Origin of the sequence: Pseudomonas sp. GM48 (genome assembly GCF_000282335.1) — a bacterium.
Classification (GTDB): domain Bacteria; phylum Pseudomonadota; class Gammaproteobacteria; order Pseudomonadales; family Pseudomonadaceae; genus Aquipseudomonas.
This window is the reverse complement of sequence record NZ_AKJM01000085.1, coordinates 95201-121276: the sequence shown is the minus strand read 5'-3', so window position 1 is coordinate 121276 and position 26076 is coordinate 95201. Positions and strand designations below refer to the sequence as shown.

22 protein-coding genes and 1 pseudogene are annotated in these 26076 nt (G+C 53.0%); 6 read left to right on the top strand and 17 right to left on the bottom strand.

The genetic code is table 11. The annotated features are described in order from the left end of the window. Positions 1-169 precede the first annotated feature (169 nt). Together PMI28_RS12905 and PMI28_RS12910 are read right to left on the bottom strand one after the other, a co-directional pair. Positions 170-922 carry an alpha/beta hydrolase family protein gene (locus tag PMI28_RS12905; RefSeq protein WP_007987583.1) on the bottom strand — a complete coding sequence of 251 codons (753 nt, stop codon included), beginning with the start codon at positions 920-922 and terminating at the stop codon, positions 170-172. 223 nt (positions 923-1145) lie between these two features. Beyond that, on the bottom strand, positions 1146-2489 hold the full coding sequence (locus PMI28_RS12910; RefSeq protein ID WP_007987581.1) for a 2-hydroxycarboxylate transporter family protein: 1344 nt from the start codon (positions 2487-2489) through the stop codon (positions 1146-1148). Between the two features lie 575 nt (positions 2490-3064). Between PMI28_RS12910 and PMI28_RS12915 the strand changes: the two genes are divergently transcribed. From PMI28_RS12915 to PMI28_RS29105, 3 genes are all read left to right on the top strand, one after another. Next, positions 3065-3934, top strand: coding sequence for a CHAD domain-containing protein (locus tag PMI28_RS12915; protein ID WP_007987577.1), 870 nt, complete (start codon positions 3065-3067; stop codon positions 3932-3934). Between the two features lie 365 nt (positions 3935-4299). Then, on the top strand, positions 4300-5337 hold the full coding sequence (locus PMI28_RS12920; RefSeq protein WP_007987575.1) for a GGDEF domain-containing protein: 1038 nt from the start codon (positions 4300-4302) through the stop codon (positions 5335-5337). Between the two features lie 117 nt (positions 5338-5454). Beyond that, complete coding sequence (locus tag PMI28_RS29105; RefSeq protein WP_050548693.1) at positions 5455-7023, top strand: GGDEF domain-containing protein; 1569 nt, start codon at positions 5455-5457, stop codon at positions 7021-7023. A 65-nt stretch (positions 7024-7088) separates the two neighbouring features. On the opposite strand, the gene PMI28_RS12925 is transcribed toward PMI28_RS29105, so the two are convergent. The 13 genes and pseudogenes from PMI28_RS12925 to PMI28_RS12975 form a co-directional block, all read right to left on the bottom strand. After that, entirely contained in the window at positions 7089-7298 is a 210-nt protein-coding gene (locus PMI28_RS12925) for a hypothetical protein (RefSeq protein WP_007987571.1), read from the bottom strand. Positions 7299-7382: 84 nt separating this feature from the next. Then, on the bottom strand, positions 7383-10028 hold the full coding sequence (locus PMI28_RS12930; RefSeq protein WP_007987570.1) for an AAA family ATPase: 2646 nt from the start codon (positions 10026-10028) through the stop codon (positions 7383-7385). Positions 10029-10299: 271 nt separating this feature from the next. Further along, the gene (locus PMI28_RS0128605) at positions 10300-10557 is read right to left on the bottom strand and encodes a DUF7693 family protein (RefSeq protein WP_007987568.1); all 258 of its coding nucleotides are present in this window, start codon (positions 10555-10557) and stop codon (positions 10300-10302) included. Between the two features lie 98 nt (positions 10558-10655). Further along, a pseudogene (locus tag PMI28_RS31115) lies at positions 10656-10855 on the bottom strand (hypothetical protein). 137 nt (positions 10856-10992) lie between these two features. Then, complete coding sequence (locus PMI28_RS12935; protein ID WP_202949527.1) at positions 10993-12024, bottom strand: DUF2971 domain-containing protein; 1032 nt, start codon at positions 12022-12024, stop codon at positions 10993-10995. Between the two features lie 169 nt (positions 12025-12193). After that, positions 12194-14368: a DEAD/DEAH box helicase gene (locus PMI28_RS12940; protein WP_033063388.1), complete on the bottom strand. Its 2175-nt coding sequence runs from the start codon at positions 14366-14368 to the stop codon at positions 12194-12196. Between the two features lie 43 nt (positions 14369-14411). Next, complete coding sequence (locus PMI28_RS12945; protein ID WP_007987560.1) at positions 14412-15707, bottom strand: ATP-binding protein; 1296 nt, start codon at positions 15705-15707, stop codon at positions 14412-14414. After that, the gene (locus PMI28_RS12950; RefSeq protein WP_007987558.1) at positions 15704-18121 is read right to left on the bottom strand and encodes a tellurite resistance TerB family protein; all 2418 of its coding nucleotides are present in this window, start codon (positions 18119-18121) and stop codon (positions 15704-15706) included. The genes PMI28_RS12945 and PMI28_RS12950 overlap by 4 nt, the downstream gene beginning before the upstream one ends. 579 nt (positions 18122-18700) lie before the next feature. Continuing rightward, a complete protein-coding gene (locus PMI28_RS12955; protein WP_007987556.1) occupies positions 18701-18943 on the bottom strand; it encodes an AbrB/MazE/SpoVT family DNA-binding domain-containing protein in 243 nt (80 codons plus the stop codon). 64 nt (positions 18944-19007) lie between these two features. Next, positions 19008-19289, bottom strand: a complete 282-nt coding sequence (locus PMI28_RS12960; protein ID WP_007987554.1) for a hypothetical protein — start codon at positions 19287-19289, stop codon at positions 19008-19010. Between the two features lie 191 nt (positions 19290-19480). After that, positions 19481-20449: an endonuclease gene (locus PMI28_RS12965; RefSeq protein ID WP_033063376.1), complete on the bottom strand. Its 969-nt coding sequence runs from the start codon at positions 20447-20449 to the stop codon at positions 19481-19483. Between the two features lie 67 nt (positions 20450-20516). Continuing rightward, positions 20517-20972, bottom strand: coding sequence for a VOC family protein (locus PMI28_RS12970; protein WP_007987549.1), 456 nt, complete (start codon positions 20970-20972; stop codon positions 20517-20519). A gap of 303 nt (positions 20973-21275) precedes the next feature. Further along, a complete protein-coding gene (locus PMI28_RS12975; protein WP_007987547.1) occupies positions 21276-21989 on the bottom strand; it encodes an NYN domain-containing protein in 714 nt (237 codons plus the stop codon). Between the two features lie 238 nt (positions 21990-22227). Between PMI28_RS12975 and PMI28_RS30780 the strand changes: the two genes are divergently transcribed. The 3 genes from PMI28_RS30780 (at position 22228) to PMI28_RS12990 (ending at position 23783) form a co-directional block, all read left to right on the top strand. Further along, positions 22228-22428 (top strand): hypothetical protein, encoded by a 201-nt coding sequence (locus tag PMI28_RS30780; protein WP_007987545.1) that lies wholly within the window; start codon positions 22228-22230, stop codon positions 22426-22428. Positions 22429-22489: 61 nt separating this feature from the next. Next, positions 22490-23464, top strand: coding sequence for a DUF2971 domain-containing protein (locus PMI28_RS12985; RefSeq protein ID WP_007987544.1), 975 nt, complete (start codon positions 22490-22492; stop codon positions 23462-23464). A gap of 31 nt (positions 23465-23495) precedes the next feature. Further along, the gene (locus tag PMI28_RS12990) at positions 23496-23783 is read left to right on the top strand and encodes a hypothetical protein (RefSeq protein WP_007987542.1); all 288 of its coding nucleotides are present in this window, start codon (positions 23496-23498) and stop codon (positions 23781-23783) included. A 135-nt stretch (positions 23784-23918) separates the two neighbouring features. Here PMI28_RS12990 and PMI28_RS12995 read toward each other — a convergent pair whose 3' ends face one another. Both PMI28_RS12995 and PMI28_RS13000 read right to left on the bottom strand, forming a co-directional pair. Further along, positions 23919-24380, bottom strand: coding sequence for a hypothetical protein (locus PMI28_RS12995; RefSeq protein WP_007987540.1), 462 nt, complete (start codon positions 24378-24380; stop codon positions 23919-23921). Between the two features lie 143 nt (positions 24381-24523). After that, positions 24524-26050 (bottom strand): phosphorylase family protein, encoded by a 1527-nt coding sequence (locus PMI28_RS13000; RefSeq protein ID WP_007987538.1) that lies wholly within the window; start codon positions 26048-26050, stop codon positions 24524-24526. Positions 26051-26076 lie beyond the last annotated feature (26 nt).

Here is a 26076-nt window from a genome sequence, read left to right as displayed (position 1 = left end):
ATTCAGCTCGCTCCGGCCAGATGCTGATGCTATATGAATTCGGCCACCAAAGTGCTCGATGCGCTTGCGTATGTTCTTATTCTCTGGCTCTTTTTAGTGCCGATATTGAGCAATATCGAATGAGAGTAGACCTGGTAATGGCATTTTTGACGCTAAGTAAAGACTAGGGTTAAATATACCTAGAGCTCCAGGCGGTAATACATGATGCTACATACTCCGCGTCATTGTTGTTGGTAAGCAAGTGGTCGGCCGAGTCGAGCGAAATGAAGCTCTTTGGGTGTTTAGCTGTCATGTAAATCTTCTGGGCTTGTTCTATTGATACAACGCTGTCTGTGGGCGAGTGAAAAACAAGCAGTGCGCGTCGAAGATTCGCGATATTTTTATCCTGCTGATGGGTTTCAATGTCATCGAGGAACTGTTTTTTTATAGTAAACTCTCTTCCTGCCAGCATTACTTTATATTCACCAATGTCTCTGATCGCTTCTACGTGACCTTTGAACTGTTTCATGACATGGGTCGCTTCAGCAGGGGCGCCGATTGTCACCACACCCTTTGCCTCTGGAATGTGTTTCGCCGCCGCTATGACTGCGGCTCCACCCAAACTATGGCCAATCAAGATAGATGGAGCCTGATATGTATCACGCAGATACTCCGCCGCCGCTACCAGGTCGGCAACGTTGGAGGAAAAATTGCTGTTGGAGAAGTCGCCATCACTGCTGCCTAGGCCTGTGAAATCAAATCGGAGCACAGCGATATTATTGTCGACTAGCGCTTTAGCAATTCTAGCGGCAGCTTTAATATCTTTCCCGCAGGTGAAGCAGTGGGCGAACAATGCATAGGCTCTGGGCGACTCCGGCAGCTCAAGTAGACCAGACAAACTTATACCCTGAGGGTTTTGGAACGTTATCTTTTGTTTGCTCATGATGAATTTCCTTGAATGGTTCTGATACTTGACCTGGTGTGAACCGGTAGGCGGGCAGGTTTGCCCCCAACCAAATGCTTGTGTTCAAATCTGCTCAGGGGCTTCTTTAAAGCGCTACCTAGCAATGCAGCACCAAGAGCAGACGAATGACCTCACAAGGTGCTCACTCGAAAGTGAAAACCAATGCGTTTATCGGTTGATGATGAGTGTTCTGCGCTCGGCATCAAGCAAAAATACCTAAAAGAATACTAGCAATGATCACCGTCGAAGCGCCCCCGAGGCGGGTAGATATCTGAGCGAACGGCATTAGCGACATACGATTGGAGGCTGAGAGGATCGCAACATCCCCGGTACCGCCAAGGCCGCTGTGGCAGCAGGTCACGATGGCTGATTCGATGGGGTACATTTTCATCAGGTTGCCCATAACAAAACCTGCGACGGCCATTGAGGCAACGACGGATACGCAGACTAGGACATAACCGATAGAAAAGACTTTTACGACGCTATCGAGAGGGACATACAGCATCCCCAAACCAATCATCACCGGCCAAATGAAGGCGGAAGAAATAAGCTTGTAGAAAGCGTTTGCACCTTTTTCCAGTTTTTCCGGCAGAACGCGAACGTACTTAAAAAGTACAGCGGCCAAGATCATCATGACAGGGCCAGGAATACCGAAGACTTTCTCAAGCAGACCGCCAAGGACGAAGAATGCGCAGATGACTAAAACGCCTGCACCCATCACTCTGAAATCGATAGTCGAGCCGTTATCTTCCCTAACTTGGAATTTATCATTCTCGTCTTTGGCACGGATCAATGAACCCTCGCCATTGAGATGCGGGCGTTTTAGCGCCAGCCTGGCCAGGTAGCCGGCACAGATAATCGCCGCGATGTTGCCGACTACAGCGGCAGGCACCAATTGAGCAACGTAGATTTCCGGCGTACCGCCGAGAATAGCTGAGTAAGCAAGCGATAAAGGCAGGATTCCCTCACCAATGCCCCCGCCAATAATTGGAACAATGATAAAGAAGAAGGTGTGGTAGAAACTGTAGCCGACGAGTTTTCCCACAATGAGCCCGCTTGACACGGCAGTCAGGGTTCCGACGAGGAGAGGTATGAACATCCTCATCATGCCCTGAATCAAAATAAACCGACTCATCCCCAGAATGCTGCCGACTACCAGGCTGGCGATCACGAAGTACAAAAAGTTGGCTTCTTTCATTAGCATTTTTGTAGCGCCAATCGTGGCCGGGCCGAAGAAGCCGTAGAACACCAGAATCGATGGCAGCATCAAGCACAGAATGGCTCCTCCTCCGATTTCCTTCAGTATCGGAAGACGCGAACCCAGTTGGCCGAAAAACATGCCCATTGTCATGATGACGGCAAGACCACCAATCATGTTATTAGGCAAAAAACCTAAGTGTGCCGAGAGATAAACGATCACGGCTATGCCGAGAAAAATCGGGAGTGGGATTACACCTATTTCGTAAGCGCACAAGCTGCGCAGTTGACTCAACCAGCCGTCACGGGGAGCATCGATTTTCATTGATTGCTCATAAGACTTGTTCATGTCGCTATTCCTCATACAGCATCACTGACTTGGCGTCAGCTTCAACATTTTCCGCAGTGAAATACCCGGGATATACAAATGGCCACGGGCTTCCTTGGAGATTGGCAGGCCTTCTGCGGTCAGACCGGCCCGCCGGCGCCTCCTAGTGACGCCATACCTTTCATGGTCTCTGGGGAAAGGCCATTCAGCTGTATCAGGCGGGCACTGATGTCTTTACGAGTTTGCTTCCAAATTTGCATGGGGTACTGACCTAGGCGCGGTGCCCTGTAGGTTTACGGTGCTATAAATTTCAATAAACCATACCATCTAGTTGGTAGGCTAGCAATGGGCGCGGTAACCAACTTGATCGTATGTGGAGCGAGGGCGTTGCTGCGCATCTCCGCTGATACGTAGGCGGTGATTTGCGACGGATCATGGCGTGAAGCAGCCAGTCGCATGAGCGTACTTGGTCAGTGATCTCGCAAATCTTTCTTTCGAGTGATCGTGGATGGCGCGTAGTACGCTCTAGGTGGTCAATATCGATGATCGAGGCTTCTGCTAAGCTCGTGTCGATCCTGTTTCAATGAGATGACCGAATGTCATTTGTAGATAAATTCGTTGCTGAGATATTGGCGCTTCAGGTTGCCCTGTATCACTCCCGCGCTCGGTTGGAGGCACGGACTGATAGCGAAGCTTTGCACGACCTCAGGATTGCCGTGAGGCGTATCAGGAGTTTGCTCCGACCGATGCGCGCCATGAGCGAAGTTGTGGCGCTGAACAATGCGTCGGCTGAAGTGGGAAGGCTGACCACGCCGGCTCGCGATCTGGAGGTGATGATTCAGGAGTTGGAGGACAAAGGCTTCCCTGTTCAGGCGCAACTCAGAAAAACTCGGTTAGCGTCGAACTACACCAGAATTCTAAAAAGTTCGGCCCTCAAGAACCTGTTCATTCAATTGGATGAATGGCCTTCCACCTTTCGCTCCGTTGAAGTCAAAGGCGGTTTAAAGCACGTCCAACCTCAAATTGAAAAAGCGCTGAATAAGCAGATTGGCCGGTTGCATGCTGCCGTGGATGACGCTGAATTTGATCGGCACGAGTTGAGAATTCTGGTCAAACGGACGCGCTACCTCACGGAAGCTTTTCCCAAGCTTTCATCTCTCTCGCGTAAAGCGGCGAGCTCTCTCAAAGCACTGCAATCGGCTTTAGGTTCCTGGCATGACCACTATCAATGGTGCCAAAAGGCACTGATCGAACCCGACCTGCGTCCGTTGGAAAAGGCTTGGCAAAGCTGCGCAGCCACAGCGCTCGAAAAGGCTGAGATCCAATTGGTTGACCTAGCGAAGCTGCTGCCCAAATCATCAGGCAAAAAAAGCCGCCTAAAGTGGCGGCAGAAAAAACAGCAGGCGTTGAATAGCCAGAGTATTACTGCCGGAAAGTTACAAAACGGTGACTGTTTTCTGGTGTAGCGAAGATGGCTCTTTAAGACAGCTCCACCACAGGCCTATTGATGCTGATAGGCAAGGGGTGGGCTGCGTTTATACGGCCTTCCAGTCTTGTCACGAAGGCTTCGGCTTCTGCATAGCTTCGAAAGCTGACGCACCATGTGTCCATCCAGACAAGCCAGCCTTCGGGTGTACTCGCTTCTTCGACTCAGATCTGATCACTAAAATCCTTCATGTGGAGGTTCAGGTCATTTAACGGCAATGTGATGTTCGGTCTATAGCTAGTTCAACAGGGAGTAGGCATACATTGTTTATGGCCTCTTGGTGTGCGTAAGGATATGCTCCCCCCGACTTCATATATGCCAATAAAAACCAACCACAGTGACGTTATGAACCAATCAGAGACGCGTGCGACTGCCCTAACGCTGTATCCAGAGGACTCCCGCGAGGCGGCGGCTCTGCTGAAGCAGGCCGTACCACTGATGGTGCGTCACAACATTCCACCAAATCCCGTGCACTATGCTCTCTGGTACACCTACAGCAAAGGTCAGGAGCCAGAGCTTAATCGCCATCTGGACAGGGTGGTCAAAGACTTCGACTGTTTCCCTCCCGAATCCGCTACGAAGCTTTTTCGCGACTACATCATTCGTGACGAGTTGGAGGAGGCGCGCGCAGGGCAACAACAAGCGATCGATCTGGTTGACGATATGGAGCGTAATGTCTCGCGTAGTGTGAATGGCAGTTCCAACTTTCAAGCCAGTCTTGGCCATTGCATGGAAATGCTCGCGGAGCCGGTCGACCAGAGGTTGCCCGCTATTCTGAGTGAGCTGCAACAGAGCACCCAGGTCATGCAGGATCAGCAGGAGCTTTTTCTCTCCCAGCTGCACTCAGCGCAAAATGAAATCAAGACTCTGAGAGACAAGCTCGAGCGAGCCCAACTGGCTGCATCTTTGGATGGTCTGACGAAGGTGTTGAACCGAGCAACCTTCACTCGCTTGCTGGAGCATGCATTGGTCATCGCGCCTCGTGGGGTGGCATTGGTCATGTTGGATATCGATCATTTCAAGCAATTCAATGACCGGTATGGCCATCCTTTGGGCGACCGCGTACTTGAGCATGTTGGTCAGGTGTTACGGAACTCAATCCCGCCTCAGGCCTTGGCGGCACGCTATGGTGGTGAAGAGTTCTGTGTAGTCCTGCAAGAGTGTTTCGATCTCTCCAGTGCTCATACTTTTGCTGAGCAGCTACGCCTAAAAATTCAGGCGTTGCGGATCAAGGTTCGTGGCACGGATGAAGTGCTAGACACTGTAACTGCGTCCTTTGGTGTCGCCCTCGCCAAAGCGGGTGACGATGTGGAAAGCCTTCTGACTCGGGCCGATGATGCGCTCTATCTAGCCAAGCGCAGCGGGCGCAACCGAGTGAACTGAAACCACCGTGAAGCTCACCGCCCATCTCACCGATGGGCAGCGAAATAATTGCCAGCACGTACATGACGCAGTGTATAGGCAACATCTCATTGGCAGGACTCATTGAGTGTCATCATAATGATGGCGCTCAATGGCGCATTAACGGAGACGACGATGAGGGCGGAGCTCGGAGTCAGCCAGGTAAAAAGGCTGCGTCATTTAATAACCTATACCCGATTGGCCGCCTTCTCTGTGACGATAGTCGGTATAGGTGTGCTGACGGGCTGGCTGCTTGATGTGCCCATGCTAAGAACTGTGCTTCCTGGCTGGACTGCGATGATGGCCAATACCGCCAGTATGTTTACTGTCCTCGGAGTGGGGCTGTCGTGCGCTACGTTTAGAACGTCTCAGACCGGAAGCTTGATAAGACAGCTTGGCGCTGTCTTGGTGATACTTGTTGGTGGGTTAACCCTCGTTGAGTATGTCCTGTCGGTTGATCTAGCGATTGATTTGCTACTTCCTTTCGAGCTTCAGCAAAGCGAACCCGTTGCTTTTCCGGGGCGAATGGCTCCCGCGACGGCACTGTGCCTTCTACTTTCTGGCTTTGGCTTGCTGCTTGAGGGCAGGTCGTTACTGCCGCAATTTTTTGCGTCATCAGCGCTATTTATAAGCTTGATGGCGCTTGTTGGTTATTTGTTCAACGTCAGTGCGCTCTACTCGGTGGGCCTCTATAGCTCGATGGCCATCCATACGGCTATTGCGCTGATCCTGTTCAATACTGGACTGCTGGTTATCCAGGAGCGCTCGGGATTCGTCGAGTTGCTGATAAGTGATACAGCGGGAGGCGAGGTAGCGAGAAGCTTGCTGGCTAGCATCCCGGTAGTAATTCTCAGCATCGGAGGTGCCCTGCTAGTCGGAGAAAAGCTGGTCTACTACGACAACCGGTTCAGCTTAGCGTTGATGGCGACGCTGAGCATCGCCACGCTCGTTGCGGTAATCCTGAGAACTGCGAGGCGTCTCCATCAGATCGATAAGGCGAGAGGGAATGTCCAAGCGGAACTGGCTGCTTTGAATGCATTCCTTGAGTTGCGGGTGGCCGAACGAACCAGTGCACTCGAAGGGGTGAACAACAAACTAATGGACGAAATGTCGCAGCGACAAAAGGTCGAAGATGATGTGCGCCGACTGTCACTGACGGATGAACTGACTGGTTTGCACAATCGCCGTAGTTTTTTTCTTTTGGCTGACCAGCTAATGCGCTCAGCTCGCCGCAATGATCAATCCTGCCTGCTGTTTTTTATTGATCTCGACGGCCTGAAAAAACTCAATGATGTCCACGGCCATGAGGCGGGCGACTTGGCGATCATAGCTGCTGCTCAGGTGCTTAAAGCAGCGTTTAGAGCTAGTGACATTGTCGCTAGGATCGGCGGTGACGAGTTTGTAGTCCTGGCTGCCGACGTGAGGGAGTCGGCGGATATTCTCTCTGCTCGTGTGCAAACACTGGTCGATGAGTTCAATGGTAGTGATCGCTGCCGTTATCCTGTCGGTTTAAGCATCGGCGCTGTTCGTTGTTCGCCAAAGGAGCTGAAGCCTCTGGGGGAGCTGCTCGCTGGTGCCGATGCCGCGATGTACGCCAATAAGCAGCTTCGTCGTAAGCAGGCTCTTCATTGTGATGTGTGCCCAATACGCATTCAAACCTGTGTCTGAACGTTGATTCCGCGTATCCGCTTTTGACCGATTCTGTTGAAAAAGTCGCTCCCGACAGTTTTTGTTCACTCAGGTGTCATGAGCACCGCAAGCGTCATCTTGATGAACTCTTCATTTGTTCTGATCGTGTCCAGCGCACCGCGCACATTGCCTCCAACCTCACCCGATCCACGTTGCTCGACCCAGAGCGTCAGTTCCATGATCGCCGCCTCAAGGGCTTGCTGGTTTTCGTTGATCTTGAATAGCAGGGAAGGGAGCAGATCTGAGTTTGGCATCGCGATTCCTCCTTGAGTAAATTCACAGGATGCGTGCTGCCGATGACGTCCCGCCTAAGCAGCATGCAGAGTTATTTGGACAAGTCAGGCTGCCTGAAACGGTTTTTTTCGAGCAGCATTGCGATCTGATCTTGCCCTTTCGTAGACCTTCCTTCTCTTCGCGGCATCGCCAATGAGCTCGACAGCGACCTGGACATCACGTAGTAGTTGTTCAGGGGGCGGGATGGGTAGTTGACGCTCAGCGGGCGTATCGTGAGCTTCAATTGCCTCGCATGATCGGTCGTAAATATCGATTAGTGTTTCCCACTCTGCTTGGGTGTGTCCGATGACTGCTCCAAAGGACTCAACAGACACGACATCGCTGAAAGGCTGCACTGTGTTGTTCATGAACTCTTCGCGGACAGCCCTTTCAATGGTGCCGCGTAATTTGCCGTATGCCCTCGTCACAACCTGTGCGCTGTCGTCGTTCATATACGTACCAATAGTCGCTTGTATTTCTTGCGCAACCTTAGCGATATCTTCCAAACGCATTTTGCAGTTCATAGTTTCCCAGGTAAGACCCTCGACTATCTGGCCTGGCGCGTTATCCCATCGAACGGATTTGTAGCTAGCCTCTACTCCCGCTTTCCGTTGAGCGGTATTTAGCTCTGTGAGAAATACTGCGTCATGGGTAAGCACAATGACTTGTCGCTCCATTGACAGCGATGCGAGTCGTTCTGCCATTTTTCGGCGGTAGCGATGATCCAACGATGTGGACGGGTCGTCAAAAATGACAGCGGAGTGATGAGGCAATGAGCGGATTTCGGCTAAGAACAGTGCCAATGCAATTGCTCGCTGTTCACCCTCTGAGAGCACATGGTGAGCGTCAAGGTTTGAGCCTTTGATTTTCAATGTGACCTTGGTTGTCCCCGCGCTCGTTCGCCCAGTGAGTTCAGGTTGAACGTCACGCCGGTAGCCAAGAAGCTGCAACTCGGTAGTCATGGCCTCGGCCAAAGCAGAAGTGACGTACTGCCTGGCGAGGTTAGTCATTTTTGTAGAGACACCAGTCGGGCTTAGTGCGGAAAGGCACTTATCGAGGTTTTGCCGCACGATGCTGTCTCGAACGTATTGCTCCGCTTGTGGCAGCAATAATGCGAACGCCTGACGAGCCTTGAGCTGCTTAAGCTCCTCCTGAAGTCGCGCTCGATTCTCCGGATCATCCGTTTGGCGCAGTGTTTGGGCAGCTACTTTGTTTGCTTCTATTAACCAGCGTAGCCAGATTTCCAGTCGGTCGCCGTCAGGGAAGGCCGGAATCGCTGGAGTCCAATCATTGGTTTCGACGGCTGTTGTCAGCCATGTTCTGCGTAACTGCCAAGCATCGCAAACTGCTACCAAATGAGCATGCTCATCCGGTGCAACTGCCTTCAATTCGGCCAATGAGGGCGCGTCGAACGGCGTAAAGTTTGCGTTGTTCAACACAGCTAACGCTGCACGAAGTGTGTTCGCAGCTGCGGTTGCATTTGCGGCTGCATGTTCGTTGACAAAGGTTGAAAAGTCTCGCATGCGCTGCTGTGCATCAGGGGCCAAAACTGTCTGGCATAAAACGCATTTCGCTCCGTCCTCTGTGTGTGGAAACGAGTGACCTGGGTATGCATCCGTAGTAGAAAAGCGTTCGGCAGCTTCAAAAAGTAACTTCCAAAGACCATTACCTGTTCCAGGAAGTGTTGCTTCATCCACCTCACGTAGGTTCTTCTGTGCAGCCTGGTAGGCCTCCTCGGCAGCTATGTTTTCAACATGAAGGCGCCTGAGTGTTTGAAAGGCATCATCAGTCACTACCGCATAAGCCGATACGGCGTGCTGAGCGCCAACCTCCAACCGCTCAGACTGTCTGTCCAAGGCTTGAGCCTTGGGTTCCGGATTCATGTCCTGTAGGACTTGTGTGAGTTGCTGCAAACGAACTTCGTCTTCTTCGCTCAATGTGCCCAGCGTTTTCATGACATCCACGTCAGTCCCTACGCCCAGTCCTTTGATGAGATCACCCACCACTGTCTCACCCCGTATGGGGTCAAACAGCCCAGCATTAAGGGCTACTGCGTCACGCTCAGCGGTGATGATACGGTGCAGCTCTCGTTGTGCGACCACTAGGCGATTCATTTGCCCCAAGCCGTACGGTAAAAAGACGGGTGTTCCTTCTTCTTCTACGTAGTCCATAGCGCAAGCAGCGTCATACACGGAGATCATGCTCAAGTCTGAGTTTGACGCTTCACCCTGAGTCCATGTGGCTTGTTGAGGATTACCGTCGACAAGAAATGAAACATCCGCCGCAGGTACTCCCGCTACACCGAACGCGTTTGGGCGGACATTGTCGCGGCGCCGAGCTCGACAGGTGTTCTTGAGAAGCCTTGCGTAACCCGACTTACCGACACCATTTTCGCCAAACAAGACGGTCAAACCGTTGGGCTGCAGGTCGACTCTACGCCCGGCCGGGAAGCCATTGATGTTGGACAGGTTGGAGAGCCCTAGAAGTTGGACAGTCGCACCACTACCAGCTCCAGCGACGTGAGCTTGGGCGAGTGGGGTCGGCGGTTCAGGGGAAGCGGAGCCATTTCCATGAGCTTCTTTAACCATGACAACTAGGCTGGCAAGGTCATCGGCACTCAACGCATCTTGGGTGAATAGGCGCCTAAGGGCGTCTCTTTGCCAACCTTTAAGTTCGGCAGACCACACCAATAGGTCATTAACCAGAGTCATAAGCTTTGCTCCATCCGTGGTGGAGCGTGGCGTTAGGCCGACCCCACAATCGGGATGAAGCATAGTCAACAGTTGGCCGCTTCACTCACTTGAGGCATCAGTTGATGTAGGCGCGGTTGGATTTCTCATGAGCTTACTGGTGGCAAACTGCGCACCGAAACGAACGCGATGAGGCCTTCTTTTGCTTAGGCTTAGAGCTCATTCAGCAGACGCTCAAGCTGCTCACGTTCCCAGCCACCAATAGGTCGACAGGATCAGTGCCATAACGCTGTCAGGTTTCAAGAGACCCGACACGGCCGTCAGGCGACCAGCACTCCTCGCAGTAATCCAGGCTGTCGCAATCATTGAAAAGCGTGAGCCGCCAGCCATCGATCTCAACAGGCATGTGGTCGTTATAGATTTCGTTCCAGGACTGATTGCTGGCTCTCGTCATGGTGCGGGTGCCAAGAGCAACGTCTTTTAGCACCTGGTAGACGTCGCGGGCGGTGAGAGGAGAGGTTGTGTTCAAATCATTCTGCGTTCGAGTCATCGCTTGCCCGTGGCTAAGCTGCGGAATGAAGTGGCGTCAACGGGGAGTTCGATCCTTCGGGCCAATGGGCCCGGCTAGTCTACAAGCTCAAGAGCTACTTACTCAGGCGTCATGAGCACCGCTAACGTCATGTTGATAAACTCTTCGTTCCTGCTAATTGTGTCCAAAGCACCGCGCACGTTGCCGGCGACCTCCGCTGATCCTCTCAGAACGTTAGCTCCATTATCCAGGCTTCGGGGGCTAGCTGGTTCTGATTGATCTTGAAGAGTAGGGAAGGGAGTAGGTCTGCGTTCGACATTGTGGTTCCTCCGTGGAAGAGGTCAGCGTAGCAAAAGGTCTGAAACAGTCGGGCACGGTTTCGATGCTGTAGAGCCTTGGCCGACCTGTTGAGTGTTGGGGCCGTCACTTCACGCACCGCTTCCGCGTGGCGCCCAACTACCGTTTTAACTCTATCTCCTCAAAGCATTCAGATGCAGAGCGAGCACGGTGAGGGTAAGAGGCTGTTAGCTCCTGCTCATTCAGCGGGAATCGTTTTAGTTTAAAAGTTCCGTGAACCTCTCGCATCTCGTACAGCTTGACCGGTTTGTCCCGTCCTACTAATGCCTTAATCACCGAATGCTTTACCGAGTTCATACAACGTGTGCCAAACGTCACTTCAGCGAGTTCTAGTGGTGAGTCTGCGAGTCCACGATGCCCTATTAGTCGCCATTCCTTCTCATACCTCCAATCCCATGCTTTGCGCAGCAATGCCGCAGCATCCACCTCGTGGCGTGCTGTTTCGTCTGCATCGAGCATTGCTGCTACCTTGCTTGCCTCGATGAGCCGACTACCACCGTACTGAACCTTATGAAGATTTTTTTGTACATCTAGAGGAACCTCGTAGCCGACACAAAGACCATGGTGTTGGTCGCCATAATGACTCCACATAAGAGGGCAGGAGTTTCGTTCCGCGAGTGAAAGCACACCCCTGCCGTATGCCTTAAGGAGTTCATCCTGTAGGCGGTACGCCAAGAGCTGGAGCTGTGGGCCAGGAGGCGCAGTTGTGAATTCGGGATTGGTCGCGTTGTAGGCTATGTCAGCGATGATGCGTTCGGCTTGACGCCTGCTGTGTCGCTCAATGTGATCCATAGTTTTGGGGCCACGATACATTATCGACCTAGCAGCGCCTGTCATCTCGGTGGCAATTCGGTTCTCTATTATCTTTCGGAGCGTTTGTTCGAGTTGGTCGATTGGCAGGTCTGGATGAACGCATGGCTTAGTATCAAGTGGGTCGTTGAATGACGCGGGATCGGCGAAATAGACCTTGTCCGACACCAGTAAGTCGATAGTTAACGCGCTGAATGCTCTGTACTTGTATAGCCGTTTGGGAATCTCCATCCTTGCTTCCATTTTTCTCAGCGCTCCTGGCGTGTTCGCATTTAAGTCCGACGTGGCTGGTTCAAAGAGGTGCCTTCTAGCCTTCCTCATTTGTCCTCGGTGCTGCCTCATTTCTCGCTATTCCAAGCTTCAGTGAGCTTGTCATACCTCGGTATGAGGACTTGCCGACATCCGTGCACCTAGCGTCGATTGTTCCATTCACTCCTTCGAGCTTGGCCCATCTCGACGTAACACATGCATACCTTAAAGGCCTATCAATTTACTCAGCCAAAGTCAGATTCTGCGCAAAACCGATTGCAGTAGAGATATCCAACGATATTGAAGCAAACGACTTCATCAATAATGACTCCGGCAATGCCCAATCCCATTTCTCCCGCAGCATATTTTCTACATCTGCGAGAATCGAATCGAGATCGCTTGCGTCCAGGTCACCTACATCCTTGAGTGCAGCCAGCGTCCGATGGATGTTGGCGTCAACCTCAATCGCCAAGCCCGCGTTGTCACACGAAAGGCCTACATGATTGAGTAACAGGCGCAGTGCATCGTTGGCGTAATCACCCAGCCAGCTGATTAGATAGCATTTACCGCCGGACTCAATGACGTAGCGTTCACCAAGGCCTAATGCGTTAAAAGTCTTGCGAGCCTCGTCGAGCAACGCTTGGGCATCGCGATCTATGAATGGGCAGGGGACAGGGTCTGCCAGGACGGCTCGCATTACTTGGCGCACGTTGTCATGCACCATCGCACCCAGACCATCGAACTGAGGAGGGGCACCACCGCGTGCGGCGGAAACAATGATGACCTTGGCTTGGAGATCAACATCACGAACCTGCCACCTTCGACCTCCGAAGATAATGCGTTGATCCTTGGTCAGCGGCCGGCTGACGGGTACTGAACCAAGTGCTTTTCCGTCGCACACCAGGCGGAATTCCTCATCACTGGTGAATGCGCTGTAGAACTCATAGTGGTTGATCAGGCGCTCTCCAACTGTCCCTGGTAGCAACAATCCTGAGCTGTCCTGAACGATGAGTTCATGCTCCCCTAGCGACTTGAGCAGCTTGACGAAGTCTGGCTTTTCGACGTTTTGGAACGCGCCTTCAGTGATAAGACTTCTCCAAAGATCAGCAGCAGAAGCACCGCCACACTGAGCAATTATGGAGAGGCATTGCTGAACGAGAGTGGAGGCATGAATACCCTGAGCCCGGGGAGGTTCAAACCATCCCCCAATCAAAAGGCGCACCATGGCAATTGTCTGAACCAGTCCCTGGCGCAGCTGATCCGATATGCTTGATCCATCTGTGAGTGGCGACTCCTTGCAGTAAACGCGCAAGATCGCGTTTTCCCCCGGACGTCGGCCCGAACGGCCTAGTCTCTGGCGCAAGCTCGCCACTGATGGCGGAGCACCAATTTGCACCACTGTCTTGATACTGCCGATGTCTATTCCGAGTTCAAGCGTCGTGGTGCATATGGCCGATGCTGCTACATTACCCACCTTGAGGGCATGCTCAGCTTGCTCCCGCAGATCTTTCGAAAGGCTGCCGTGATGAGGCCAGAACTCGTTGGGCAAACCATCATTCTCACAGCGCCGACGCAATTGGTCTGCATACCATTCAACCTGCTGGCGGCTGTTTGGGAAAATCAGATTATTGCTGCCACGCAATACCTTGTAGAGATGATCTGCGATAGCGAAGTCTGGGCTTGCTTTGTTTTCCGTCTCGTCTTCATCGTCTACCTGATCAGAAGGCTGGACGAGAATCTTTTTGAGCTCGCTCAAGGGCGGCTGGATATACCCGCGAATTTGCACCTGGAGTGTCTGGTTTGAGTTCTTAGACTCAATCACTGTTACCCCGTCGACACCACCTGAGCGCAGAAACTCTGATGCTAACGTCATATCGCCGAGCGTAGCTGAAAGCCCGACCCTAGGGAGACGACGCCCGGTAACGATCTCTACGCGGTGCATCAGAGACTGAAGTTGTTTGCCTCGTTCGCTTCCAATGAACGCATGCAACTCATCCACGACGATATAGCGCAGGTTCTGGAACACTCCCGCAAGGCTGGAGCCTCGATTGACGAACAGTGCCTCAAGGGATTCAGGCGTGATCAGTAGCACCCCTTCAGGTGACTTCAGGAAGCGATGCTTTTTGCTCGATGAAATGTCCCCATGCCAAGCCACTACGGGAATTTCAAGCTGCTCACAGAGGCGGCCTAACCTGTCCCATTGGTCATTGATCAAGGCCTTGAGCGGGCTGATATACAACACCGAACCGGGCGGGTCGTTGCTGTTGAGTAAATTGGTGAGTATGGGTAGGAAGGCTGCCTCAGTTTTCCCTGCCGCTGTTGCTGCCGCGATGATGACATCCTGGTCAGCATCCATCAGCACCGGCACAGCTCTTTCCTGGGCGTCGCGCAAGGACGTCCAGCCTTCAGCCCAAATCCATCGCTGGATTCGGGATTCTAGCTGGTCGAAGCCCGATGATTCAGAGTGTGAAGGTGGCAAGTTCATCGTCCGCGTCGACTTTTGTATCCTCGTCACCGCCCAAGTCCTTCGCCACCTCGACAGCCCCAAGCAGGGTGCGCCAATCTGCTCCAGGGTTTTGCTCCAGAATAGCCAGCAGGTTGATGAAGGCTGTGATCGTCGTGCGCGGCGTACGGAAGTAAGCTTCACCCAGACGCTGGTTGCAGTGCGCCATGAATAATGGAAGCGCTTCGTCAGGCAGTAAATATTTGTCAGCATCGCCACCTGCGTAGACGTGACGGAGCTTCTGAAGCAACACGTAGAAGTCTTCTGGTGTGAGGCTTGTAAGGCGTATGACCGGCCCCGAAAGATCCACCAGTCCTGATTTGGCAAACGAGTTTTCGGCCAGTCGCGATTGCAGGGCAGGGTAGCTAAACAGCCCTCGGCGAGTGTCCATCAAAAACTCGGGAGTGCCACCCAGGACAAATCCAAGCCCCTCAGAGGATCCCTGCAGTGAGTCATTAAGGATGCGCAGGATCTGCTCATAGTTGGCATTGCGTGCTTGCGTATTGGCCAGCTTGTAGAGGTTGACCAGCTCGTCGAGGCAGATCATGAGACCGCCAAAACCTGCGAGTCTGACGAATCTCGACAGCAGCTTGAGCTGATCGTAGACAGAGGCATCATCAATGATGGTTCGCACACCCAAGGCTGCTCGGGCATCGGTCTTGGTGGTGAACTCGCCACGCAACCAACGAATCGCATCACCCTTAAGTTGTTCGTTGCCTTCCTCGAAACCTCGGCAATACGCAGCGATTACTTCAGCGAAATCGTAGCCGTTGACCATTTCGGTCAACTCAGCCAGGTGTGCTCGGATGACAGTCTCACTGTCTGCGCCTGCTGCCTTGGCTTCGGTTTTGGCCTGCGAGATAAATTTCTCAACAATGCCTTGCATGGCCCCACCGTCGGGCTTGGTGCGTGTCGACATGTTCTTGGCCAGCTCGGAGTACAGCGAGCGTGCTTGGCCGCCGGTGGCGTGCAACCTGCGATCCGGGTTTAAGTCAGCGTGCATGGTGACGAGTTTGCGCTCCATGGCGATGGCTCGAACCAAGTTCAGAAAGAACGTCTTGCCTGCACCGTATTCGCCAATCACCACTCGAAATGCCGATCCGCTTTCGACCAGGCGATTGACGTCCTTGATCAGCGCATCAAGCTCTCCCACCCGGCCGACCTGAATCAAGTGTTGACCGACGCGAGGAACAACGCCAGCACGCAACGATTGGATGACCGCGTCGCGATCCTTGGCTCTGATAGTGCTCATAGGGCTAACTCTTCCAGAATGTCTGTGTTGATCTCGATGGGATCATCACCTTCGGTGACGGGCATGTCGAAACGTTCAAAAGCCATGTCGTTGATTTGTTCCAGGGCACCATCGAGCATCAGCTCCATATCGCTGGCAGCGGCTTCGAGCTCGGATCGACTCCATTCGGTACGCGAAATTAATAAGCGCAGGAATGCAGAATGTTCCAGATCGAGGCCGGCAACGTCAGCACTGGTTTCGGTCGCCGATTCCACAGCCTCAACGGCCTGTTCCGGCTCCTCGACCTGGTCATCAGTGAATACCTTAGCGAGGAGGGCAGAGACTTCAGCCGTTTCACGTTGCAGCTCAGCAATGCGCTCGTGATCGAGCACGAAGCCCTGTTTTGCAACGGTGGCTGACTGTGTGCCTGGCTCGGATGGAGTGGAGCTTGTTGCAGATTTGACGGGGGGAATACTCGCCCCAGATGCGGCGCCGTGAAGATCGCTGTACAGCAACTGGCTATCCAGTTGCAGTGCCTTGTAAACACGCTCAAGAAGTTTCACTTCAGCAGGGCTGACGATCCCATCGGCTTGCGCCAAGTGGGCCAGGAAGCTGGCAATCGTGCGCTTGGCTTCGACAGTTAATGGATCGAGCTTTTTCTTCAAGCTTGCCAGCGCTGGTGGTTGCTGGATTTGGATTTGCAGGTGCGCCTTGAGACGTTTGCGATGAGCAACGCTCAGGTGGCTCCAGGAGTCGATGTGCTGAGCAAGCAGTGTGACCTCTTCATTGGATGTATCGCCGTCGGCAGAGGCGACTGAACTGGCCAGATCAAGTGTGACTGAGGCCGCGTTGTAGGCCGCTGACGCTCGCAATGATCCGTCCTCAGGTTGGGTCACGAACAGCGCGATACGATCTTCAGCTCTTGGAGTCCTGCTCCCAGCGAGTACGTCGGGCTCCATACCGATATGAAGTGATTCCAATGCACGGGCAAGGGCCAGAACCTTGTCACGGGATAACGCTCCAGCACTCTTGAATCGGCCGGCGAGTTCTCCAAAGCTCATGACAATCAGATCGTCACCGATTTTGCTTTGAAGCTCATCCAACTCCGTACGGGCTGTAGCAGGCCAAAGAGTGACTGGAAGTTGCAACAGGCCTTCAAGGGCTTCTGCGCTTTCAGGATTTCGGCCTAGATAACGGCTGTAGGGTTCTAGCTCGGTGGTGCATAGCTCCACTAACGACTGCAAACTTTTGCGCGTTCCCGACGTGGCCATGACATCAGGAAGATCACCCACATTAAGCGAGGGGGCCATCAGTACTGCCGAGGCAGGTCGATAGCTGGCTTTAAGCTTGGTCTTGTTTTGGGCGAGCATTAGACCCGCAGGATGTGTACTGGCGTACTTGAGCTTGAACAGCGCAGCGAAGACATCCTTGCATCGAGTTACCGGGGTGCGCTTGCTGATATTGGGGTCAGCTAACGCCCATGCCAATGCCCAGGCGGCATCAAGTGGTCGTTTGTTTGCGGCGTGTTGCCCCAAACCAATGCGCAGTGGATGCGGCATTTCATAGCTGTAAGCAACGGCATCAGGAGGTGGGCCAAGGTAAAGGCTAGGATCGAGCGTTTGGTTGCTCAGGTAATTCAGGAAGCCCTCCGCGTACCCCCTGAACGACCGATTCTCCCCATAGATACTGAGCAATCGTTGGACTTCTTTGACGATCAGATGAGTCTCCGCCCGCACCTGGGGATCGCTTCCTGCATCAACGAGAGCACGGCGCTCAAGGCCATAGAAAAATAGAAAAACGTAGCCGGTGTCTGCCAGCGGATCACGACGTCCGCCTTCTAACCACTGCAGGTAACCGCGCCGAGCCTCAGGCGAAATGGAATGAAAGCTCGGCCAGTAGGACATCAGCCGCTCTTCGATATCAACGTACGACTTGGCTATCCGTAGTTTGGGATTGAGCAGTGATGGTTCTTGCGCATCGTATCGACCGAGCGCGCTTCCTACATAGAGCATTCCACCTGGAATTGAAAAGCCAGCCACGGTAACTGACTCGCCCGCAGGCACCCAGCGGGTATCCGATTTCTGTCTGCTTGCGTCTGGAATCTTAAAGGAAGGGGAAGGGGGGGAGCCGAGTTGGACGGTATAAAATTCGGAGGTTTCTTCAGACATATTGCTCAACGAAACCTCATGCATGGAGAAGGTTACGTCTTTGCTTCGCGGCTCCCGCAGGTACGTTGTCACTGAAGCAGACTTTTGCAGCTGTTCAAGCTGTCGTTTAGTGCGAGTGGCAAAAAACCACATAATGGCGCCGATGCCCGCGACGATGCCAACAGCGACCCAGGCGTTCTTCGGGATCGAAGCGAGTGCACCAAAAGCCAGTGCAATAATAATCAGGATGCCAGTGCCGCTAGAGTTTTTTGCCTTCTTCCTTGCCATGAGTCATTTCAACCTTGAAAGATGGGGGCTGGCGCAATGGCAGTATCCGACAATTAAATGGCTTGAGCCATGGGGCTTGCAGAGCTATTGATCGGAAAAATGCCTTCTAGATGGACGCCAAGAACATTGCCCATGATGTTGGCCGCATATATGCACTGATCGAGCTATAGCTCATAACCACTGAGAACGCTCACGTCTGCAGTTCTGAGCTCTCGAAAAAATAGTCCGAAGTGCAAGACATCAACACTACTCATCACTCCCCATCAATGCCTTGAGCGTGGGCCGAAAGGTTTGACGGATCAGCGAGCTTCTACTTCGCTCACCTGATAGGCCCACACCAGGTAGAAGTGGAGGTTCGTGCTGAGGAGGCTTGCTGAGGGTGCGATTCTATAGTCGCTCTATAATCGACTATAAAGCCAAGGCCAGAGCTTTTACTGCTGGGAAGATAAGGCGTCGATGGCTGTCGCTCCTTCGGGCTTAAGCCCGGCTCGGCATCACGTCTTCACGTGCTGTGCACTTAGCGAGTCATTCCCCAATTGGCCCTCCTTGTGTGCTTCAAGGAAGCGCAGTACGGCCGCCTTATTTCAACTCGGCGTTACCAAGCTGTCCGCTATCCCAGGCTTTAGTGAGCTCGTCTATTCGATCCGCGATTTGAGGCTTTTTTGAAAGGACTAGGCAGCGCGTATTGCCGAAAAATTCCTCTATCAAGAACAGCGAGTCGCCAACATCCAGCTCCAACTCCTGCAGCGCCTCATCGGGAATTCGTATAGCACCGTCACCATCCCATTCTTCGATGGTGATTTTCATAGGTGGCTTTTTCACGCGTGGTCTCCATAGACTCTGATTCTGCAGCTGTTCAATGACTGTGGCCTCACGGCGGCAAGTTTTATAGATCTGGATAATCATCAAGCCTAAGGCTAGGAGCACCCTTGTCCAGCGGCTCGTGCTTATGCGTATGTATCACTCCGGCTTCGGCATCTGCACGCATCTGCTCGAGCTCTTTGTGAAATGCCTTGTCCTGAACCGTGGGTTTGCTGGTGTACGGTTTACGCTCTGGTACAGGCTTGGCTGCATAAGTCGTTACCGCGTCTGGGTCGTGCTGCAGTTTTTCTTGGACTTGCGATTCCAGCATCGCACGGAGGGCGTCTTTATCGAGACGGGTAAGCAATTTTTTACTCCTAATTGGCAGTCAGCGATTGGCTCATTTGATGGAGAAAGATGGTGCGTCCAAGCCTTAACTGCAACCGTCTGCGGTGAATGATTTTTCAAGTATGAAAGAAGCAAAAACCGGTGGCATATCTCAGTCCAATGTTGGGTGCCGGCCTCAGTTTCGCAAGGCCGGGCTTCAACGAGAAACAACTATTTACAGTTGCCTGCTTTTCGATATCCCGCCGCCTGAGCCTCAGATTCTGATGTGAAGGAGACCTGGTTTTTTTCAGACACCTGGCCATAGCCAGGGCACCTCATTGAGAGGTGATACACCTGACTCTTCCGGTTACCAATGATTGAGCCCGCCCCGTTCGCGCTCGCTAGTGTTGGCTGGACTGGTATGCGCGGAGGATTAACTGGAATAGCGCTAACTACCCCATCACCAACCGCTTTGTAACCTTGCGACCATCGACGCTCGCCAGTTACGAATGGATTGGAGTGCCCCATGATTGCTGCAATGCGTCGATCTCGCTCTTTCTCCCAAGGAGAAACCGGGTACTGCTTGTCCCAGGCCATCAGTAGATGTTGCTGCTGACGAGACATGCTCAGCTTGTATCTGTCGAACATGTAAAAGGTTGTTCTCGCGACAAGCCCTTTGACTTCGTCACGCGGTTCCGCTGAGCGTTGATCGAAATCGACTCGCGTCTTGCACTGCCCATACTGCGGCGCTACCCCAGAGGCCATCCCGTAGTTGAAATTGCTACGGTCGCCATTCACCTCCCCAACAGATGGGTAGAGGTTGAACAGATCGGCTTCCATCGCTCGGAATACGGGATCATCATCCACGCAATGCTCTCGACCACCGTTCTGCCAGCATTGGCGTTGGTTACCGAATGTCCAGGCAGGAACGATGTGTTCCCATTCAGTCCGTTCCGCGCGGCTCTGTTGTTTCCTGGTTTGATAGCCGCAAGATTCAGCATCAATCCGACCACCCGACTTACCTACCCAAGTCCATTTGCAACCGCAGTACAGCTCGCCCATGGCACTGTTCGCCTGGTCGAGGTAGATCTTTTGCTTGGCGATGACCTTGGCTTCGGAAAAGGTCGATGGAGGGCTTGAGAAGGCGGGGGTGATTACTGAGCATGTTAGCAGCGCTACTACGGAAAGCAGTTTTTTCATTGGAAAGCATTAGCCAATTAAGGGCGCGCATTGTACTCACGACGCCCACGCCCACTGCACAATTTTCTTAGGAAAATGCAGCCTCGATAAATGCCTCCAACGCCTTGTCCTCCAGTATCTCAATAGAGAAGTGCCCGAAGCGTTTGGGCAACCAAATGATACGTGCCCCAGACGGGGATTGAAGGTTTGCACGAGCCAATGGCTTTCCATTTTCGTCTTCTGGCTGAACACCTGCGGCCATCAATTCGTCATAGGCTTTCTCGATGTCCGGTGTCGAGTAGCAGTGGCGGTAAATCATCCCTTCACCCGACGTATCCAATAGCTCTTTCAGGTTCCCCGCCAACGGCTGTACCAGCATGAAACGCTCTTGGCCCATCAGCGCAATCGCGTAGCGCACATTCAGACCTCCTCGCTCCCAGACGAGCGTTTTGGAGATCCTGGCGTTAAGTATCTGCGTGTAGTAAGCACAGGCTTCGTCGAGATTCTTGACCAGTACATCTACGTGACTGAATTTCAGATCCATTTGCAGTCCTCCTGTTAAAACGTTGTGCATGGTAAACACGACATAACGTTTTCCTCGATGCTTCGCTGATCGAACACGTTTATCCAAAGTCGTAGTGAAATATCTAAAAGACGCTGGTAATGTCCTGGCCACGTTCGCCAAACCATTAAGGGATGGAGGCGAAAATAGAAGCCCTGGAGCCGCGAACCTCCGGGGCTTCGTTTTTTCTACTCTGCAACCACGTAGGCAATCAACATGTAGCTCCACAGCGGGCTGACGTTGCTGGCAGGCGGCTCTAGCGGTTACCCAAGCCAGGCGCTAAGGCTATTGATTATTCAGCCGAACGTGAATGTGCGTGATTTCCCCATCCGGTATTTCTTTGATTTCGATGTAGTCCTGAGCACGTACAAGCGCCCCCAGCTTGGCGAAGCCATAGTTCCGGGCATCGAAAGAGGTATGATTTTTGGAAATGTAGCCACCTACTGCTCCCAGTGGCGCCCAGCCGTGATCTCGAGCCTTTTCTTCAATGGCTTGGCTGAGGATCTCTTTAAGGTCAGGGAGGTTATCCATGGCCAACGGTGCTTCATCTTGGGCAGGTTTTTTTAACACTTCGAAGAAAATGAATTTGTCGCAGGCGCCGATGAATGCCTCCGGTGTTTTGCGTTCGCCGAGCCCGTAGACTTTCTTGCCTGCCTCCCGCAGCCGGGTTGCCAGACGTGTGAAATCACTGTCGCTTGAGACGATGCAGAACCCATCCACGTTGCCGGCATACAGCAGATCCATGGCGTCGATGATGAAGGCTGAGTCGGTGGAGTTTTTTCCTTGGGTGTATGCGAACTGCTGCATTGGTTGGATGGCGTGCTTGTGTAGATGGTTCTTCCAGCCAACCAAGTTTTGAGTTGTCCAGTCGCCGTAAGCACGTTTGATCGTAGCGGTACCGTATTTTGCTACTTCCTCCAGGAGCTCTTTGACGACGGACGAGCTCGCGTTATCAGCATCAATGAGTACGGCGAGACGAAGAGAGTCAGGTAAGGCCAAGGCGATTTCCTTTTCGAATGATGGCGTGTTGCCAGATATTAGGTGCAGAATCGCCGAGGCGTCTACCTCGATCCTGCCGTCTCTTTGTCGGATACCTCGGGGTTGAAGTCTACTGAACACAAACGTCTACGCTACCCATCGAAATCACATTGTTCTATGTCTAATAGAGCTACGCAGATAGAAATGTAGAAGTCGCTGGTTCGGGCCAGGGGGCCCGGCTTAGTTGTAGGTTTTTCAGATGGAGGTGAAAGTGCTGTCATCGATCAAGGAATACCAGCCAGGGCCGCAGATCCCACAGAGCATCTGGATGACCCTCGGGCTGCTGTCACGCGGTACCAGGCCTCATGACCTAATTCGTGAAGGGCTAAAGGATGTACGTATTTCAACGTTTTCCCTGATGCTTTATAGCTCCAACGGCGCGAGCTGGTGGGACAAGTGAGCGTAACCCAGATGTGATAACGTCTCGCGCCTCAGCAAGCCGCGTAAATAAAGGAGTTCGTGTGGATAGGGATTGGGTAAGAGATCTGATTGAGAATTTTTCTTCGGCCACTATCGGCGACATGGACATCCCGAAGCTAATCAACGACAAGTACCTGCATACACCCAATCGACTGTTCAAAATCAGAACCTGCAGCAAGCTCGCGCTGAAGAATCTGGCGGAGGAAACACTCTATCTGAGCGTAGCCAATGGATTCAACGATCCCTACGACACGGCTTTCTGGGTTGACTACCGAAAGCTCGCCGCTTGGGAAAAACTCGACGAATTGGGTTTTGGCGAAGATCAAATCGCCACTACGCTTGAATCCGAGGATCCCATCGCAGCTGCAGTAGCACTGGCTTCGGCTCAGGAGCCACCCACCCTGAACGTTAAGCACTGGCTTCATGAAGTCGGAGTATTGGCGCCGAATCACCAATCCGGGCAGCTCCCATGGCTCATTGACCAGATTAAAAGCAGCTACAAAATCTGCAGTCTGAGCGAGCGTGTGGATTCGGTGCTGATGTGGAGCCACTATGGCCTCGACCACACCGGATTCGCCATGGAGTACGATTTCACAGGCCTTCATCGAAATCACTTTTCGACCTTTAGGCTATGGCCCGTCGCGTACTCAAATCAACTGTTCGACATCACGCATGTTCTCAGGGCCCAACGCAGGGAGAAAAACTACAACGAGCTTTATGGCATTGCCGCCTCTCTGTGTAAGGCTGTCGACTGGCAGTACGAACGAGAGTGGCGTTTAGTGTTTCCAGACGACGATAGAGAGGTCAAAGGCTTCAGTGTCGCTGCGCCCCTGAAGGCCGTCCATCTTGGGGCTAGGATCTCGGATCATGATGCACTCGAGATTTTGAAGATCTGCAGTGAAATCGACATCCCGGTCTACAAGGTCACGCTTGCGCCTAACGAGTACCGGATGATCTCCGAGCTTACCCACCTCGACGCTTGGTGTTCCTTTCGTAAGGTCAGCGTATTTTCTTAAACAGTAACTCACGAAAAATCAGGAGATTTGCATGGACGTGAAGTGGGAGCCATTGGTGGTACATAACACCGGACTAGGCATTCTTCGGGGATACCTGACAGATGAAGGGAAGCTGCTTGTGGAGAATACGCCGGAGGCTAACCTCGTAGGCTTTATGCTGGGCGGAATGCGCCCGATGGGCGAAGCTGTGAAAAATCCTGAGAATGCCCTTATCGTCTCGGGCCCACAGTCGTTTGTGGGGGAATGGCTGTGTGAGGGTCGGGACAATGAACACGCAGACGCATACACCTATCCGCCATTCATTTTCTACCGAAAATGACGATGGCGGACTAAGGCCTAGCCTCCGACCTGTTGTCTGGGAAAGCCCAGTCCCACAGTCGATCAACCAACCTCATTTTTTGAGTCAAGGCAGCGCGCCCCAGTGCTTCGAAGGAGCTGCTGCGGCCGGTAAAGGTCACCCTTTGAATTTGATCTCAGGAAATTTGTATTCCTGGCCCCGCTTTCGAGCTACGTGGTACCGCTGCACGTGGGCAGCGATCGCACACAGCTGAGCGGAGGTGAAGCCTGCGATCTTGTTAGCCAAGAGAACGCTCGAGATCTCGTTATCCAGCCCAACCATGTCTTCAACACCGACAACCAGCTGCGACTTCATCTCAGGGAAGGTGAGGGGGAGACGGTGCTTTCCATGAATCTCGCGTTGAGCTTCAGCGATCAACTGCCATTCGGCTGGATACAGATCTGGGGTGTGTTCGTCCAAAAGAGACGCAAACAGGAAAAAGACAGCCGAAATGGTGTGCATGAACGTGTCATCGTTACCAGTCGCCAAGTCGTTAGGGTCTTTGCGATCGACCAAAGAGAAAAGTAAATTCTTGGTAGGTTCGTCAAAGTAGATGTCGATGGGATCTGGACGCTTCATGGGTCTTCCTTAGCATATGCATTGCCCCTGGTAGGGGCGTATCACTGATCAGATTCAGATCAGGTAAAAGGGTGGCTGGTGGTCGTGTCAGGAGAGTCTTCTTGAAGCTCACTCCTGCCTTCACTCGGCTGCCAGCATCCAGGTCAGTTATCGGCCTTTCGGCTCCAACCATGTATGGCGTAGTCGAGGGTCACAATGGCGGCCGCTTCGGAAGCCACCTTGTGGAAGGTGTTGTCCTTGGTTGTGTCGCCGTAATCGCTGATTCCGCGGACGACCAATACGGGTACGTTCTGCTTTTCGCAGGCGTCGAATACCCCGTAAGCTTCCATCTCAGCGACCAGTGCTTTTTCGTGAATGCCTTGGAAGCCTGCGAAGACTTCTGGGTCTCGAACGAGCAGTTCGCCGGAGGCAATGGTTGCAGGCGATACCATCAGCCTTACTGCAACGTCGCCAGCGGTGGACTCTGCCGGGATCGCGAAGCCCAGCTTCTCCGCACGCTCTTGCAGGCGATCAGGTAGAGACGCTGTCGCGAAATAAGCATTGAGATCTTGCTGGGTAGAAAGCCCAGGTCGTTGCATCTCTGGCCGTAGCGCAAGCGTGCCACCAGCTTGCGCTGCTGCCCCTTCGTAGTACACGACGCGCTCGGACAAAATGACTTCGCCGAGACTCAGTTTTTTACGACGACCGCCGGCGATCCCCATCATCAGAACCTTTTTTGGGTTCAGCTCTGACAGCAGAAGTGTGGTGATGGCGCTCGCATTGACGTTGCCAGGGTTGCCTAGAGAGGCAACTACACATGAAAGATGACCATCCGCTCGCTGGATCGTCACAGGCCAGAAATGAATACCATTTTTTGAGTAACGTGCAGGTACATCCTCGCCAATACCGAATACCTTCTTCGCGGCAGCGAGCTCAATGGCGATGGCCGTGATGACCAGGAGGTCTGGAGAACGTGCTGCCTCCCGGGCCTCAATCTCGGCCTGGAAAAGCCCAACGGAAAGATCAGCCAACTTGTCCAGGCCGTAGAGCGGCTCCTGCAGCGACATGCTGTACAAGCGTCCTTTCACCTGCTCTCCGGTGAACGGAAACAACGCCAGGGGCTCCTTGAAGAAGTTTGTGTGAAGGCCGAGCGCTCCTTGGCCGTCCTCGCTTAACCCACCAAGGTTCAAATCAAATGGCAGCACGGGCAGCTTCCGTCTGCGCATCTTGCGGGCTCGGTCTGAAACACCTTTACCACCACCCAGCGCAATCATCGCCGTGGCAACTTCCACTTGTTCATCACCAATGTTTCCGCCGGTGATCACATCGTCTTCGAGGTAGATGATCTCCGCGAAATTTTCAGCCGAGAGCCGGCGGATGAGCATTCGCTGCTCTGGAGTCATTTTTTCCCGCATAGCCAGCTGAGAGGTAACGATCTTCAGCTGATGGGCTGGGGGGCAAGCGGCCAACAATTTCTCAGCCTCGTAGGCTACCGTCCAATCGAACGTCAGCGCGTCACCACTCTCATTGGCAGGTAGACCTGCCAGGTAGACGACCAAGCCACCCTGTGCGGCCAGGACGCTTTTAGTAACCGCGCGAGTGAAGTCGTGCGCGAGATCGATCGAGGCCTTCTCTGTCTTTTTGGAGATGCTGCCTGCAATCAGAATGAATTCATTTTCAAGGTTTGCCATCGTGACAATTCCGGTAGCTGAGGTGT